Origin of the sequence: Azospirillum isscasi, assembly GCF_030849505.1 — a bacterium.
GTDB lineage: Bacteria > Pseudomonadota > Alphaproteobacteria > Azospirillales > Azospirillaceae > Azospirillum > Azospirillum isscasi.
The window spans coordinates 1-14369 of the sequence record NZ_JAUJFI010000145.1; the positions used below are offsets into that span (position 1 = coordinate 1).

15 protein-coding genes and 1 pseudogene are annotated in these 14369 nt (G+C 69.7%); 5 read left to right on the plus strand and 11 right to left on the minus strand.

The genetic code is table 11. From position 1 onward, the window contains the following. The 5 genes from QSG27_RS22395 to mnhG all read left to right on the plus strand — a co-directional run. On the plus strand, window positions 1-479 hold a 479-nt coding region (locus QSG27_RS22395; protein ID WP_306710031.1), incomplete at its 5' end, for a Na+/H+ antiporter subunit C. Beyond that, window positions 476-2104 carry a monovalent cation/H+ antiporter subunit D gene (locus tag QSG27_RS22400; protein WP_306710033.1) on the plus strand — a complete coding sequence of 543 codons (1629 nt, stop codon included), beginning with the start codon at window positions 476-478 and terminating at the stop codon, window positions 2102-2104. The genes QSG27_RS22395 and QSG27_RS22400, both read left to right, overlap by 4 nt. Window positions 2105-2130: 26 nt before the next feature. After that, window positions 2131-2619, plus strand: coding sequence for a Na+/H+ antiporter subunit E (locus QSG27_RS22405; protein WP_306710035.1), 489 nt, complete (start codon window positions 2131-2133; stop codon window positions 2617-2619). Beyond that, window positions 2616-2897, plus strand: coding sequence for a K+/H+ antiporter subunit F (locus tag QSG27_RS22410; RefSeq protein ID WP_306710037.1), 282 nt, complete (start codon window positions 2616-2618; stop codon window positions 2895-2897). The genes QSG27_RS22405 and QSG27_RS22410 overlap by 4 nt, the downstream gene beginning before the upstream one ends. Continuing rightward, window positions 2894-3244, plus strand: a complete 351-nt coding sequence (gene mnhG, locus QSG27_RS22415; protein ID WP_306710038.1) for a monovalent cation/H(+) antiporter subunit G — start codon at window positions 2894-2896, stop codon at window positions 3242-3244. The genes QSG27_RS22410 and mnhG overlap by 4 nt, the downstream gene beginning before the upstream one ends. Before the next feature lie 32 nt (window positions 3245-3276). Here the strand turns inward: mnhG and QSG27_RS22420 are convergent, their stop codons facing one another. From QSG27_RS22420 to QSG27_RS22470, 11 genes and pseudogenes are all read right to left on the minus strand, one after another. After that, window positions 3277-4449, minus strand: coding sequence for a porin (locus QSG27_RS22420; protein ID WP_306710040.1), 1173 nt, complete (start codon window positions 4447-4449; stop codon window positions 3277-3279). Between the two features lie 8 nt (window positions 4450-4457). Next, entirely contained in the window at window positions 4458-5249 is a 792-nt protein-coding gene (locus tag QSG27_RS22425) for a hypothetical protein (RefSeq protein WP_306710042.1), read from the minus strand. Beyond that, window positions 5246-5659 (minus strand): SET domain-containing protein, encoded by a 414-nt coding sequence (locus QSG27_RS22430; RefSeq protein WP_306710044.1) that lies wholly within the window; start codon window positions 5657-5659, stop codon window positions 5246-5248. Before QSG27_RS22430 ends, QSG27_RS22425 begins: the two co-directional genes overlap by 4 nt. Before the next feature lie 24 nt (window positions 5660-5683). Next, a complete protein-coding gene (locus QSG27_RS22435) occupies window positions 5684-6850 on the minus strand; it encodes an SDR family oxidoreductase (RefSeq protein WP_306710046.1) in 1167 nt (388 codons plus the stop codon). A gap of 74 nt (window positions 6851-6924) precedes the next feature. Next, complete coding sequence (locus QSG27_RS22440) at window positions 6925-8589, minus strand: ATP-binding cassette domain-containing protein (RefSeq protein WP_306710048.1); 1665 nt, start codon at window positions 8587-8589, stop codon at window positions 6925-6927. A 7-nt stretch (window positions 8590-8596) separates the two neighbouring features. Continuing rightward, entirely contained in the window at window positions 8597-9934 is a 1338-nt protein-coding gene (locus tag QSG27_RS22445; protein WP_306710050.1) for a prohibitin family protein, read from the minus strand. Window position 9935: 1 nt separating this feature from the next. Beyond that, window positions 9936-11657 (minus strand): ATP-binding cassette domain-containing protein, encoded by a 1722-nt coding sequence (locus QSG27_RS22450; RefSeq protein WP_306710052.1) that lies wholly within the window; start codon window positions 11655-11657, stop codon window positions 9936-9938. 9 nt (window positions 11658-11666) lie between these two features. Continuing rightward, window positions 11667-12419, minus strand: a complete 753-nt coding sequence (locus tag QSG27_RS22455) for a substrate-binding periplasmic protein (RefSeq protein WP_306710055.1) — start codon at window positions 12417-12419, stop codon at window positions 11667-11669. A gap of 8 nt (window positions 12420-12427) precedes the next feature. After that, window positions 12428-12598: a hypothetical protein gene (locus QSG27_RS22460; protein ID WP_167525231.1), complete on the minus strand. Its 171-nt coding sequence runs from the start codon at window positions 12596-12598 to the stop codon at window positions 12428-12430. 42 nt (window positions 12599-12640) lie between these two features. Then, window positions 12641-13141, minus strand: coding sequence for a YcjF family protein (locus tag QSG27_RS22465; RefSeq protein WP_306710057.1), 501 nt, complete (start codon window positions 13139-13141; stop codon window positions 12641-12643). Window positions 13142-13523: 382 nt separating this feature from the next. Continuing rightward, window positions 13524-14369: pseudogene (locus tag QSG27_RS22470) on the minus strand (type VI secretion system protein); the annotation flags it as partial.

Below are 14369 nucleotides of genomic sequence, written 5' to 3' on the forward strand. Positions count from 1 at the left end.
GAAGCGCGGCGCGGAGTGACGGCCATGGCCCTGACCCCGGAACGGATGCCGGCAAGCTCTTCGCGGACGGCAGCCGGCTCGACGACGGCGGGCGCGCCGGGCGCGGCCTCGACCGCCGCAACGGGAGACGATTGATGGAACTTATCCTCGCGCTCGGGATCGGGGTGCTGACGGGCTCCGGCGTCTGGCTGCTGCTGCGGCCCCGCACCTTCCAGGTCATCATCGGCCTGTCGCTGCTCTCCTACGCCGTCAACCTCTTCATCTTCTCGACCGGCGGCCTGCGCACGGGGGCGGCGCCCGTGCTGGAGCGCGGCATGGCCGGCAGCCTCGCCACCCACGCCGACCCGGTGCCGCAGGCCCTGGTCCTCACCGCCATCGTCATCAGCTTCGCGACGACGGCGCTGTTCCTCGTCCTGATCCTCGCCGCGCGCGGCCTGACGGGAACCGACCATGTGGACGGCAAGGAGAAGTCCCGTTGAGTTCCTGGATGGATCATCTGGTGATCGCGCCGATCGTCATCCCGCTGCTGGTCGGCGCGCTGATGATGCTGATCGACGAGCGGCAGCGCGCGCTGAAGGCCACGCTGGGCGTCGCGTCGGCGTCGCTGCTGCTGGCGCTGGCGGTGCTGCTGCTGTTCCTGACCGACCACACCGCCACCGGGGCGGACGCCACCGTGCGCCTGTACCGGCTGGGCGACTGGCCGTCGCTGTTCGGCATCGTCCTGGTGCTGGACCGGCTGTCCGCGCTGATGCTGGTGCTGACCGGCGTGCTGGGGCTGTCCGCCCTGGTCTTCTCGCTGCCGCGCTGGCAGAAGGCGGGGGCGCATTTCCATTCGCTGTTCCAGTTCCAGCTCATGGGGCTGAACGGCGCCTTCCTGACCGGCGACCTGTTCAACCTCTTCGTCTTCTTCGAGATCATGCTGGCCGCCTCCTACGGGCTGGCGCTGCACGGCTCCGGCCTCGCCCGCGTCCGCGCCGGGCTGCATTACATCGCGATCAACCTGTCGGCCTCGCTGCTCTTCCTGATCGGGGTGAGCATGATCTACGGCGTGTCCGGCACGCTGAACATGGCCGAGCTGGCCGGGCGGATCGCCGGGGTGGCCGCGGAGGACCGGGCGCTTCTGGAGGCCGGGGCGGCCATCCTGGGCGTCGCCTTCCTCATCAAGGCGGGGATGTGGCCGCTGGGCTTCTGGCTGCCGAACACCTACACCACGGTGGGGGCGCCGTCCGCCGCGATCATCTCGATCCTCAGCAAGGTCGGCATCTACGCCATCCTCCGGCTGTGGCTGCTGATCTTCGGCGACAGCGCCGGAACCTCGGCGGGCTTCGGCGGGCACTGGCTGCTGATCGGCGGGGTGCTGACCATCGGCTTCGGCTCGGTCGCGGTGCTGGCGACGCAGAATCTGGCGCGGCTGGCCGGGGCCAGCGTGCTGGTGTCCTCCGGCACGCTGCTGGCCGCCATCGGCGCCGGGCAGGTGGCGGTGACCAGCGGCGCCCTGTTCTACATGACCAGCTCCGTCCTCGCGATCGCCGGCCTCTTCCTGCTGATCGAGCTGGTGGAGCGCGGGCGCATGGTCGGCGCCGACGTGCTGGCTGTGACGCGCGAGGCGTTCGGCGAGGGCGAGGACGAGGAATCGGACGACGACGACGCCATCGGCGTGTCCATTCCGGCGATCATGGCGATCCTCGGCATGGCCTTCATGGCCTGCGCGCTTCTTCTGGCCGGGTTGCCGCCGCTGTCGGGCTTCCTCGCCAAGTTCGCCATCCTGGCGCCGCTGCTCGCCCAGGGCGGGGAGGGGCTTCCCGTCACCACCTGGGCGCTGCTGGCCGCGCTGATCCTGTCCGGTCTGGCGACGGTCGTCGCGATGAGCCGCACCGGCATCGACGTTTTCTGGGCGTCGCCGGCGGGCGAACTGCCGCGCGTGCGCGTGGTGGAACTCGCGCCGGTGATTCTGCTGCTGGGCCTCTGCGTGGCGCTGACCGTCCAGGCCGGCCCGGTGATGCGCTACATGGAGGACACCGCCCGGTCGCTGCACGGGCCGCAGAACTACGTCCAGGGGGTGCTGCTGCCCGCCGTCGTTTCGGGCAAGGGAGGCGCGCCATGAGAGGCGGGTTGATGAGAGGCTGGTCGATGAGAGACTGGTTGCCGTTCCCGCTGCTGACCGCGGCGCTGGTGGCGCTGTGGCTGCTGCTGACCGAGAGCGTGGCCCTGGGTTCCATCCTGATGGGCGGCGTGCTGGCGCTTCTCACGGTGCGGGGGTTCATCGCGCTCGACCCGCCCGCCGGGCGGCTGCGGCGGCCGCGCGCCGCCTGCGCGCTCGCCGCCCTGGTGCTGGGCGACATCGCGCGCTCGAACCTCGCGGTCGCCCGGATCATCCTCACCCCGGGGAAGACGGAGCGGGTGTCCGGTTTCCTGCGCATCCCGCTGGACATGCGGGCGCCCTACGGTCTGGCGACGCTGGCCTGCATCATCACGGCGACGCCCGGAACGATCTGGGTGGAGTACAATTCCGCGAACAACACGATCCTCCTCCACATCCTCGATCTGGTCGATGAAGGCACCTGGATCGACACCATCAAGGGACGGTACGAGAAACGCCTGATGGAGATCTTCGAATGACCGCGACGCTGCTGCTCTGGTCGATCTTCCTGGCGCAGATCCTGCTGGTCGCCGCCATGGCCTGCGCGGCGTTCCGCGTGCTGCGCGGGCCGCGGGCGCAGGACCGGGTGCTCGGGCTCGACACGCTCTACGTCAACGCCACGATGCTGCTGCTGACCTTCGGCATCCGCACCGGCAGCACGCTCTATTTCGAGGCCGCGCTGATCATCGCGCTGCTCGGCTTCGTCGCGACGGCGGCGCTGGCGAAATTCCTCATGCGCGGAGAGGTGATCGAATGACGCATCTGGCCGACCTGCCGGTCTGGGCGGCGATTCCGGTGGCGCTGTTCCTGGTGACCGGCGCCGCGCTGGCGCTGATCGGGTCCATCGGGTTCCTGCGGCTCCGCACCTTCTACGAGCGGGTCCACGCCCCGACCCTGGGCACCAGCATGGGCATCGGCTTCGTGCTGCTGGCCTCGATGCTGTGCTTCACCGTTCTGCAATCGCGGCTGGCGCTGCACGAGATCCTGATCGCGGTCTTCATGGTGGTGACCACGCCCATCACGCTGATGCTGCTGGCCCGCGCCGCCCTCTACCGCGACCGCAGCGAGGGAAGCGGGGACGTGCCGCCGGCCCCGCCGGCGTAACGTCCCCGTCCCTCTGGCCACGGCGCGCCGCGTCAGAAGGCCAGACGGGTGTCGAGCATCAGGATGTGCGCGCGGTCGTTCAGGTCGCCGCCGCCGGGGCCGCCCGCCTGCAGGGTGGAGCGCACATAGTCGTACTCCAGGCCGGTGGTGAAGCCCGGGGCGACGGTCCAGGTGACGCCGCCCTGCCAGATGTCGGCCTTGGACGGGGTGGTCATGGTCGCGCCGTCGTTGCCCAGCGCCCGCAGGTAGTTGGCGGCGAACAGCAGCGGCCCGGCGGTGTACTGGGCGCCGAAGATCCAGTTCTGCTGCGCCCGCGTCTGGGCGAGGCCATCGGCGTAGCCGCTGTCGCCGCTGTAGGCGTAGCTGGCGCCGACCTTCACCGGGCCGTAGCCGACGTTGGCCCCGACATGGACGGAGTTCAGATCCTCGAAGGACTGGTTGGCGACACCATCGGTCTGCCGCACCGCCTTGCCGTTCGCATAGAAGGCGCTGCCCTCGACGGTGAAATCGCCCACCTCCGTCAGGAAGGCGGCGCCGGCCTCCACCACGTCGCGGAAGGACAGCGCGTCGCCCAGCGCGTCGGTCTTGCGGCGGTTGACCGACGTGTTGAAGTCGCCGCTGCGCGGCATGTAGGACACCGCCACCGACAGGCCGCCGACGCTCGGCGTGATGTAGACCAGCTTGGTGCCGGTGTCGTAGGCGATCAGCGTGCGCAGGCTGGTCGCCGCCAGCGGCAGGGCCGCGAAGGTGGTGGAGCCGTTCAGGAACAGGATGCCGTTGCTGTCCGGGCTGCCGGCCACGCCCTCGACGTTCGGGCCGATGATCCCGTACTCGTCCGACAGGCCGTTGATGACGCCCGCCTGGACCGTGCCGAAGGCGCCGTTGGCGAAGAGGAAGGCGCGGTCGTTCTCGATGTCGCGGGTCGAGACGGTCGGGTCGCCGTTGCCCGCCACGATGCGCAGCCGCGCGCCGTAGGTCAGGCCGTTGTCGGCGGTGGCCGACGGCGTGACGACCAGACGGTAGCGGTTGGCGAACTCGCGCGAGCGCAGGCCGTCGTCCTGCTGCTGGCGGATGTAGGCGCCCTGGAAATAGGCGTCGCCGCCGATGGTCAGGTCGAAGCCCGGCTCGGCCAGGGCCGGAGCGGACGCCAGGGCCGCAAAGGCGGTGCCGGCGAGGACGGCGGTGCGGAGGGAGGAAGCGTTCATGGGCGTGGTCATTCCAGGGTCGTGATATCCCCTCTCCCCCCTGGGGAGAGGGTCAGGGTGAGGGGGGTGTCCGGGAACCAGCGGCGGCCGAAGGGGGTGAGGTTGGCGTCCTCCAGCCGGGCGAGGCAGAGGATTTCCACGCTGTCGGCCCAGCGCGGGTTGATGCGGCGGAACTGGGCGACCGCCGGGCTGTCGAGCTTGGCCTCGCTGATGGCGCGGGCCTCCTCGGTCAGGCCGTAGCCCTGCCATTGCCAGTCCACGGTGCCGGTCCCGGCGTCGTAATAATGGGCGAAGCATTCGCGCCCGATGTGGTCGCGCACCGCCCGGTCGAGGTCGTCAGGCGCCACGTCCGGGTGGGGGGTGTGGCGGAGGAACAGCATCGGCATGTAGCGGTAGGAACGGTAGCCGACCGCGCTGTAGCTCCAGTACCACAGCCGTCCGGAGCGGTCGGCGCGGGCGCGGGCGACCATTTCGGCGACCATCGCGCGCACCAGACCGTTCGAGCCCCAGAAGCGGCGCTCCAGGATGCAGTGGGCGGTGTGGAAGGCGCCCACCGGGGTTCCGTCGATCTCCATCGTCTGCCGGTAGACGGTGGCGAAGCCGACCAGATCCCCGGTTTCGGAATCCTCCTGCAGCACGCAGTGGTCGAGGTCTTCCAACTCCTCGTTGAAGTAGTCCTCGCCGTAGCCTTCGAACCAGACGCTGAGCAGGGCGAACATCGCCGCGCGCCGCCCGGGCGTCAGGGCCGCCGGTTCGGCGAAGCTGGTCCGCAGCGGGGGAAGGGGCGGGCGGGCGGTCATCCGGCTGGCCCGGTCAGGTAGGAGGCGGCCCCCGCCTCGCGCACGTCGGCGCAGATGTCCTCGTAGTTGCAGGTGATCTCCTCCCCGGCGGCGATGTCGCGGCGGGCGACGAAGCGCCGCCAGTCGCCGGGGTCGGCCCGCCCGATGGACGGGCCGTCCGCGTGGTTGAGGAACCGGGCGTCGTCCCCCGGCAGAAGGACGCCGACCCCCTCGATCACGCAGCCGTGGAAGTCGGCCAGCCGGGCGACCTGGGGGAAGTCGGCCAGCACGGCGTCGTCGGGCGCCAGAAGGCGGTCGATGCGGGCGTCGAAGGCCCACACCGGCGTGCCGGCGGCGACCGCCTCCTCGGCGTAGAGGCCCAGCCCGTGGATCGGGCTGGCGGCGAGGCGGGTGGCGATGAGGAGCGGCATGGCGTCCTTCTCCGGCGATGGGACTCAGGCGGCGGCGGTGGCGGGCGACCCGGCGCCGGACAGCGACTCGTCGAACTCGAAGCTGGCGGCGTCGTCCACGAACTGCTCCGCGATGGTCGTGCCGGGGTTGGTCAGGCAGACCCCGATGTAGTCGGCGAAGCGCGGCGGCGGGGCGAAGCCTTCGGCCAGCAGGCGGCTGTTGTCGAAGGCGATGTCCTGCGCGGTGAAGCGGTGGTACTTGCGCCCGCCCGCCATCATCGTCCGGTGCAGGATGTCGCGCTGCGGGAAGGCGAGGCGGAAGGCCCGGTCGAAGGGCTTCCACCCCTCCGCGCCCTTCGGGTCGAAGAAGCTGTAGGGACGGGTGCCCTCATGGCCGTGCGCGGCGAAGGCGGCCTGGAAGTCGCTCCACAGGGTCCGGCTGCCGAGGCCGGCGGAGATGTGGTAGAGGTTGTGCTTCAGGTCGGGCTTGCGCAGCAGGTCGTGCAGCCGGGCCGAGGCCCAGTCCACCGGCACGATGTCGATGAAGCCGTCCGGCGAGCAGGGCAGGACGCCCGTGCGGTCGACCAGCCGGAAGAACCAGAAGATGCTGGCGCTGGGGCGCACGCCCATCGTGGTGTGGCCGACGACGATGGACGGGCGGCAGACGACGATCGGCAGGTCGGGGAAGCCGGCGGCAAGCGCCCGCTCCGCCGCCGCCTTGCTGCGGGTGTATTCGACGATGTGCGGCGTGTCGTGGCCGGGGGCCGGGGCCTCCTGCACCATCTCCAGCCACGGCGTCTCGCCGCAGCAGAAGGCGGTGCCGATGTGCAGGAAGCGCTGGAGATGCTTCATGCGGCGGGCGCGGGCGGCCAGCGCCAGCGTGCCGTCCACGTTGATCTGCCAGACCGAATGGCGGCTGTCGAAGGAGGTGTCGGCGGCGACGTGGACGATGTGGGTCACCGCGTCCAGCCGCGGATCGGTGCTGGTCGCCAGCGATTGCAGGTCGCCCGGAATGATCTGGCAGAGATCGGCGTAGGCCTGGGCCGTGGCGCGGTCCACGCAGCGGGAAAGATTGGTGGCGAGACGGGCGCGGCAGGCGGCCTCGTCGGCGCCGCGGATCAGCAGCAGGCAGTCCGCCGCGGTCCCGTTCTTGACGGCGTCGAGGTAGAAGGAACCGCCGAGAAAGCCGGTGCCGCCGGTGAGAAGGATCATGGTGTGCCTCTGTCTCGCGTCTGGGGGAGGGGAGGGAGGAATGGGTCTGCCGGCCCCGATCCGCCGGCCTGGGGTCAGGCGGGGAGCAGGTCGGGGGCCGGAAGGGTCGGGGTGTCGAGCCGGCGGATACCGCCCTGCTCCACCTGGATCTGCACGTCGGCGGCGTCGAAATAGGCGTCGTCGTGCGTCACGGCGATCACGGTGATGCCGCGCGCCTTCATCCAGGGAATGATCTCGCGGTAGAATTTCCGCCGGAAATAGGGGGACTGGTCGGCGGCCCATTCGTCCAGCACCAGCACCGGCTTGCGCTCCAGCAGGGCGGCGATCAGGGCGAGGCGCTTCTTCTGCCCCTGCGACAGGTCCACCGTCGTGAAGGCGCGGCCGTCGACCGCCACCTTGTCGGACATCTCCAGCAGGTCCAGCAGCTCGTCGGCGAAACCGTCCTCCAGCGACACCGCGCCGTAGAGCTGCCGGGTCACATGGTTGTCGGAGAAGACGACGGAGAACAGGTCGCGGTAGGCCGCCAGCGTGTCCGCCGTCACCGCCGCGCCGTCCACCGTCAGGCTGCCGCGCTGCGCCGGGTAGAGGCCGAGCAGCATGTGGACCAGCGTGCTCTTGCCGGCGCCGTTGTGGCCGGTGACGAAGACGGTGCTGCCGCGCTCCACCGTCAGGTCGATGGGGCCGACGGTGAAGGAGCCGATGCCGTCGCGCCCGGGGTGGCGGTAGGCGGCGCCGTCCAGCGCGATGGTGGAGAAGCCGGTGAAGCCGGTGGCCGGTGCGTCCTTGGCCCGGCGCTGGGCGGGGCGGGGCGGGGCCTTCAACTCGGCCTCCACCGCCAGATAGGAGCGGGCGGCGGTCTCGGCGCTGATGTAGGAGGGGTAGGAGGCGACGATGGTGATGACCGGGTAGGCGATGAAGGCGGCGGCGTGACCGGCCAGCACGACGGTCGCGATGTCGGTGCTGGTCACCGCCGGCAGAAGGAAGATGATCCCGGCCAGCGCCGCGTAATAGGTCAGCTCGCTGAGCGTGAAATAGTGGCTGTATTCGGCGCCGAAGCGGTGGCGCTCCTTCCGCAGCGCCTCGGCGCAGGCGGTGGCGTCGGACAGCGCGTTGGCGGCGCGGCGGCGGTTCAGCTTGCACTCGCGCAGCGTCTGGAGAATGTGGTCCGACCGTTCCGACAGCGCGCCCTCGGCCTCGTGGATCGTCTCCGACAGCCGTTCCAGCCGCAGGACGGAGCGGGCGATCAGGATGCCGCCGACCGTCAGGAAGCCCAGCACGATCAGCACCGCGGCGTTCGACAGGGTGGCGAGATAGAGCAGGCACAGCACGATCGCCGCGACCGACTGGAAGCTGATGACCAGCGTCGGCACCGCCTGGGCCAGCAGTTGCAGCTCCGGCCCGGCCACCTGGGCGAGGCGGGCGGAGCCGATCGCCATGGCGTCCGGCAGGTCGGCGGCCACCGCCCGGCGCAGCAGATCGACGCGCAGGATGGCCAGCGCCGCCTGCATCCGCTTGGACGCGGCGTTCATCATCCAGCCCTGCGAGATCCGCCACAGGAAGGCGGACAGCAGGAAGATGAACAGCAGCCGCTGCAATCCCTCGGGATCGTCCATGATGACCAGCGCGCTGTTCAGCGAGGTCAGCAGGGCGAGGTTGAGGGCCGCCGCCAGCACCGCCAGCAGCATCAGCGGCTGCATGTTGCGCAGGGCGTCGCGTCTCAGGATGCGCCAGAGATCCATCGCCGGCTCACTTGGACTGGATGAGGTCGAGCAGGCGGGACGGCGACATGTTCGACAGGATGGGGGCCGAGGCGGCCTTGCCGTCCTTTGCCGGCCCCGCGGCGGCGCCCGCCGGCTGGGGCTTGACGCCGGGGACCGGGGCTCCCGGGTGGCCGGAGGCGGGCGGAGCGCCCGGTGCGGGCTCGGCGCCGGCGGTGTTCAGGCTGGGCATCTGGGCCACCGGCACCTGTCCGGGCGTGCCGTCGCCGCTCAGCGAGGGAAGCTGCGAGGCGGGGGGCACCGGCAGGCTGCTCGGCATCGTGGCCGTCGCGGCGTTCGGGGCACCCGGATGAGACACGCCGGGGGCGATGGCGGCGGCGCCCGGCATCGGAATGGTGGCGCCCTGGCCCGACGCGGCGTCGAGGATCAGCGGAAGCCCGCCGCTGGCGGCGTTGCCGATCACGACGATCTTGGCGTTGGGCGAATGGGCCAGCTCCAGCGTCGCCTCGATGCCGCGCCAGCGCAGGTAGTTCTCGGTCAGGTTGGCCTGCACCGTCTCCTGGAAGGCGCGGATGCCCTGGCCTTCGAGCTGCTTGCGCTGGCTCTCGAACAGCTCGCGCTGCAGGCGGAACTGGTATTCCTGGGCGGCCTGGTCCTGCTGGATCTTGCGCTCGATCGACACCATGATCGCCTCGGGCAGCGAGACGTTGCGGATCAGGATGTCCTGGATCAGCAGATAGCCGGTCTTGGTGCGCCCGTCCGGCTTCGGCGTGTCCTCCGCCCCGATGATCTGGGCGTACATCACGCGGTCGGCGACCTGCTCGAAGGTCTCGGTCTGAACGCGCAGGCGGCGGTGGGCGTAAAGCTCGTCCGCCTTGAAGCGCGACACGATCTCGCGCGAGACCGACCCGACCTCCGGCACCAGAAGCACTTCCAGGTAGTTCGGCCCGACGTTCTTGTGCAGGGCGGCCAGCATCTCCGCGTAGGGGCGGTAACGCACCGTGATCTCGATGCTGACGTTCAGGCCGTCGTTGGCGATGGCGGAATAGGAGCGGGTGTCCTCCTGGAGACGCAGGTCGTAGACCTCGATCTTGTCCCAGGGGAAGATGACGTGCACGCCCTCGGCCAGGGCCGGCCCCATCTGGGTGCCCTGGTGGAAGCGCTTCCACAGCACGCCGCCGTGGCCGGCGGGGATGAAGACGACGATGGACGGGGCGAAGTAGAGGAAGATCAGAACCCCGACCAGCAGCGTGCACAGCAGCGACCGGCGGTGCTCCTCGTACCAGTTGCCCAGCAGTGCGCGCAGGCGCGACTTCGGCTGCGGCGTCGCATCGGCGTCGTCGTAGGTGAAGGCCTGGTCAGCCATGTCACGCGGTCTCCTGGAGCAAAGCCGTGGCGGGGCGCGTCGCGGCCGTCCGCTCTCCGGTCATTTGGCTGTTGGTCATCTGGCCGTTGGTCATGTGAATGGTCACGTCGCACACCGACGAGGCGTTGCCGTCGTGCGACACGAAGATCACCGTGCGGCCCAGCGACCGCAGCTTGCCGATGATCTCGTGGGTGAAGCGGGTGCGGAACTCGGCGTCCTGGTCGGACGTCCATTCGTCGAGGATGATGATCGGACGCCCCTCCGCGACCGCGACGGCCAGGGCGACGCGGCGGCGCTGGCCCTTGGACAGGTCGCGGTTCAGCAGGCCGTCGCCGGTTTCCGGCACCAGATGGTCGATCTTCAGATAGGCCAGCATCTCGCGGAACAGCTCGGCGTCGAAGGTCGGCCCCTGCGGCAGGCGGGTGAACAGGTGATGGTCCTGGAACACCGCGCAGAACAGGTCGCGGTAGGATTCCAGCCGGTCGCCCTCCACCGCCTGCCCGTCGAGCAGCACCTGCCCCTCGTCCGGGCGGAACAGCAGCGGGATGACGCGCAGCAGGGTGGACTTGCCGGACCCATTGGCGCCGACGATGCCGACGACGCTGCCCGCCGGGATGGTCAGATCGATGGGGCCGATCACGAAGGGCTCGGGGCGCAGCCCGGCGCGGTAGGCGAAGCGCACCCCGCGCAGCTCGACGGCGGTGAAGCGGCGCGGCGCGCGGGCCAGCTTCGACGGTTCGTACTCCGCCGCCGGCATGGTGGCGAGCAGGCCGGTGAGCTGGTTCGCCGCGTCCTCCGCCGCGATGTAGTCGGGCACGGCGTTGAGGAACTTCGACAAAGGCCGGGCGAGGAACAGGATGACCGAGGTCACCAGCGGAAGCTCCGCCGCCGACAGCGCGCCCATGCGCGGGAAGATGAAGACGAAGACCGCGGAGAAGCCGATGACGATGGTGGCGATCCAGGAGAACAGCTCGCCCAGGTTGCTGCCGTGGCGCCGCTTCAGGTCCTCCCAGCGGGCGACGTCGGCCTCCACCGCCTGGGTCAGCTCGTCGCGCCGCGCCTTGCCCAGCTTGATCTCGGCGTTGCCGCCGACGATCTCGGAGAAGCCCTGGAGCATCCGCACCTCGGACTCCTTGGCCTGCCCCAGCAGGGCGCGGGTGCGCTGGGCCTCGCGCACGTACCAACCGCCGACCAGCACCGCCGCCACCAGAAGCAGCGTGGCGCCCACCGTGGACAGCGTCCACAGGTAGAGGTAGGCCACCGCCGCCACCAGCATCATGTTGGCGGCGATCGACAGGTTGGGCATCAGCGCCGCGATGCGCTCCAGGTGATGGTTGCCCAGGTCGAAGGAGCGCCGGGCCTGCATGTCCAGGATGTCGGCGTGGTTGCCCAGCGTGACGTGCTGGAGGAAACGCCGCCGCACCCCGGCCAGCGCGCTGAAGGCGGTGGTCAGCACCAGCCCGACGAAGCGCTTGCTGAAGGCGTAGGAGACCAGCAGCGACAGGCAGAAGATCAGGAAGGGGGTGTCCATCACCTCGCCGCGCATCCAGCCGCTCAGCTCCGCGCTGAGGCTCATCAGGCTGATGAGGTTGGCGGCGGCGGCGACGCAGCCGGTCACCACCAGACGGGTCAGGATCTCACGGTCGGCCAGCCCGATCAGGGGCAGCAGCGCCGAGACGGGCCGGCTGGGGGCGACGCGCTTGGTTGAGGTGCTCTTGCTCATCGCGCCGCCTCACTCCGCCAGCCAGGAGTCGAGGATGCGGGTGATGGTGCCGTTGTCGCGCAGCTTGACGAAGGCGGCCTGCAACCGCTCCGCCTTCTCCTTGCGCGCCTTGGGCATGGCGATGTAGCGGGGGATCAGGCCGAGCGGCTTGGGCAGCACGCGCACGTCCTTCAGCCGCCCGTCCTGCTTGGCCATGTGGTTCAGCACATGCAGGTCGCCGACGATCACGTCCACCCGGCCCAGGATCAGGCGGCGGAAATTGACCACGTTGCTGCTGGACGGGACCTTCTCCAGATAGGTCGCGGCGTCGAAGTCGGGCGCGTAGGCGAAGCCGTCCACCACGCCGATGCGGTGGGGGGTCAGGTCCTCCAGCCGTTCGAAGGTGATGGGGGAGTCCTTGCGCACCATGAAGACGGTGGTGCCGGTGCGGAACGGCCCGATCATGTTGTACTGCGCGAAACGGGCGGGCGAGGCGATGAACTGGAACCCCACGTCGGCGGTGTTCTCGTCCATCGACCGGACGACCTCGGTCCAGGACAGGGGCCGGTGGACCGGGGTGATGTTCAGCTCCTTCAGCAGGGCGACGACGATCTCCGTGTCGATCCCCGTGCGGTTGCCGTTGAAGGAGTAGTTGTAGGGCGGGAAATGGTCTTCCGACGCGATGGTCCAGTATTCGGCGCGCGCCGGAACGGCGGCGGCCAGAAGAACCAGCAGGGCCGGCAGCAGAAGCCGCAAGGCGGGGCGGAGGAGGACGGATGCCATCGCGGCCGTCATGCCTTGGCCCGCTTCTTGCGGCGGGTGGTCAGCAGGATCATGACGAGGAGGGCGCCGGGCGGCGTCAGAACCACCGCCAGGAAGGCGTAAAGCAGGAAGCCGCCGCGGCGGCCGATCCCCAGAAACCCGACCAGCAGGCAGAGACCGATGTAGATCAGCTCGAACACGGCGATGCTTCCTTCCTTGCCCGGCGCTCCGGCGTCGCGCCCTTAACCGGCCTTCTGGGCCGGCTGCTCTTCCATCTGCGGCGCCTCGGCGGGGGCGTCGGCGGCTTCGTTCTTGGCGGCCTCGAACTCCTTGCGGAAATGCTCGCGCATCGCGTCCACGTCGAAGTCCAGCAGCGTGCCGCCGGTTTCGAAATGCTGGGCGAACACGCGGCCCAGCGCCTGGGTCGCGGCCAGCGACAGGGCCGGCATCACCGCCACGCCGAGCGCGGTGCCGATGAACGGAACGGCCTTCACGGCGGAGCCGAGCACGCTGGAGCTGAGCGCGCCGGGCATGACGCCGCCCAGCAGAGCGCCGACGATGGCGCGGGTGCGCTCCTGTGCGAACTCGACCTCGTACAGCTTGGCGAGCTTGTGGATCAGGCTGAGCTGCGCCGCGCTGACGGCGGCGACATCCGCGCCGGGCACGGGGATGAGGCCGAAGGCGCCCGAGGCGTAGCTGTGATACTTGATCAGTTCCTGGGCGCGCTTCTTACGGTCTACCATGATCCGGAGCCTTTCGAGGGTCTGGGAAGGTTGGTTTCAGGTGGAGAAATAACGCTTGAACACACGCTTTCGGATGCTCCGCGGTGCGGTGTTGTGCACGCCGAAAGAATACGGCCTCTAACAGTCAACCGCGCTCGGGCGATTGACAAACGAATGCCCCTATTCAAGTTGGCGAATTAGAAAATCGTTCTTGGGGCGCTCGTCAGAGAGAAAAATGCCAATCCGACGATTTTGTAGGCCCTAAGGACTTGATACCTTTCCAGTAATTAACAACGCATTAAATAGTTTAGAGGCGGGGCGCCGTTTTTGTTGTTGTGTGCGGCATTCTGTTGCGAATTGTAACAAAGATAATCATGAGCTTTTCTTTGTATATCGACATTTTCTACCTCTGAGGGAAATGGGCCGGCGGATCGATGGCGTGCGTTGGGAGTTCGTTGCGCGATCCGGCGCCGATCGATGCGCCGAAGACAAGAATGGTGTCACGCACGCTCTCTCCGCCGATGGTTTGCGTCGGCAGGGCGACGCGCAGCAGCAGGCCGTCCCGCGGCGGCGCCGGGTTGCGGTTCTTCAGCAGGCGCAGCAGCGCCCATGGCCCGCGCTCCACCAGGGTGAGCGTGTCGCCCGCGGCGGCGGCGGCCTCGCTGGCCGCGGCGCCCTTCGGACGGAAGGGCGAGCCGGCGGCCCAGCGGACGCTCAGCAGGACCGGCTGCCCGGGTGTCCACAGGAGTGTCCCGCCGTTGGCCGCGGCGCCGACCGAACTGGCGCCGGACCGGATCGACCAGTCGATGATGTGCTCCGCCCCGACCTCCTGCGCGCGGTTGGCTCCGTAGGTGAAGCGGACGTTGACGGGGGCCGGACGGGCGACGGCTTCCATCACGGGCCGGGCCGCTTCCATCCGCTCCATGAAGGCGGCGATCTCGGGGGTTGCCGTCCGCATGACCGCGGCCCGGTGCTCGTCGAGCTGCCGGTAGAAGCGGCGGACGTCCTGCGGGTCGGCGTCGGGCGCGCCGCGCGTCCGCTCGGGGGTTACGAAGGGAAAGCGTCCGGCCAGACTCTGCGAGAAGGCCGCGGCGAGCTTCGCCAGGGCGGCTTCGCCGTCCGGGACCGGCGTCTCCACCGGCATCCTCGGCAGCACCGGCAGGCGGGCCATGACGGCTGGTTCCTCCACCACCGCGGGCGGCGGAGCCATGGGCTCGGGCGGCGGCGCCGGGCGCGGCGGGGGTGGGGG

What these genes read in the sequence shown, in the direction of transcription:
- QSG27_RS22405 (WP_306710035.1), top strand. Translation starts at nt 2,131, where the DNA reads ATGAGAGACTGGTTGCCGTTCCCGCTGCTGACCGCGGCGCTGGTGGCG.
- QSG27_RS22410 (WP_306710037.1), top strand. Translation starts at nt 2,616, where the DNA reads ATGACCGCGACGCTGCTGCTCTGGTCGATCTTCCTGGCGCAGATCCTG.
- mnhG (WP_306710038.1), top strand. Translation starts at nt 2,894, where the DNA reads ATGACGCATCTGGCCGACCTGCCGGTCTGGGCGGCGATTCCGGTGGCG.
- QSG27_RS22420 (WP_306710040.1), bottom strand. Translation starts at nt 4,449, where the DNA reads ATGAACGCTTCCTCCCTCCGCACCGCCGTCCTCGCCGGCACCGCCTTT.
- QSG27_RS22425 (WP_306710042.1), bottom strand. Translation starts at nt 5,249, where the DNA reads ATGACCGCCCGCCCGCCCCTTCCCCCGCTGCGGACCAGCTTCGCCGAA.
- QSG27_RS22430 (WP_306710044.1), bottom strand. Translation starts at nt 5,659, where the DNA reads ATGCCGCTCCTCATCGCCACCCGCCTCGCCGCCAGCCCGATCCACGGG.
- QSG27_RS22435 (WP_306710046.1), bottom strand. Translation starts at nt 6,850, where the DNA reads ATGATCCTTCTCACCGGCGGCACCGGCTTTCTCGGCGGTTCCTTCTAC.
- QSG27_RS22440 (WP_306710048.1), bottom strand. Translation starts at nt 8,589, where the DNA reads ATGGATCTCTGGCGCATCCTGAGACGCGACGCCCTGCGCAACATGCAG.
- QSG27_RS22445 (WP_306710050.1), bottom strand. Translation starts at nt 9,934, where the DNA reads ATGGCTGACCAGGCCTTCACCTACGACGACGCCGATGCGACGCCGCAG.
- QSG27_RS22450 (WP_306710052.1), bottom strand. Translation starts at nt 11,657, where the DNA reads ATGAGCAAGAGCACCTCAACCAAGCGCGTCGCCCCCAGCCGGCCCGTC.
- QSG27_RS22455 (WP_306710055.1), bottom strand. Translation starts at nt 12,419, where the DNA reads ATGGCATCCGTCCTCCTCCGCCCCGCCTTGCGGCTTCTGCTGCCGGCC.
- QSG27_RS22465 (WP_306710057.1), bottom strand. Translation starts at nt 13,141, where the DNA reads ATGGTAGACCGTAAGAAGCGCGCCCAGGAACTGATCAAGTATCACAGC.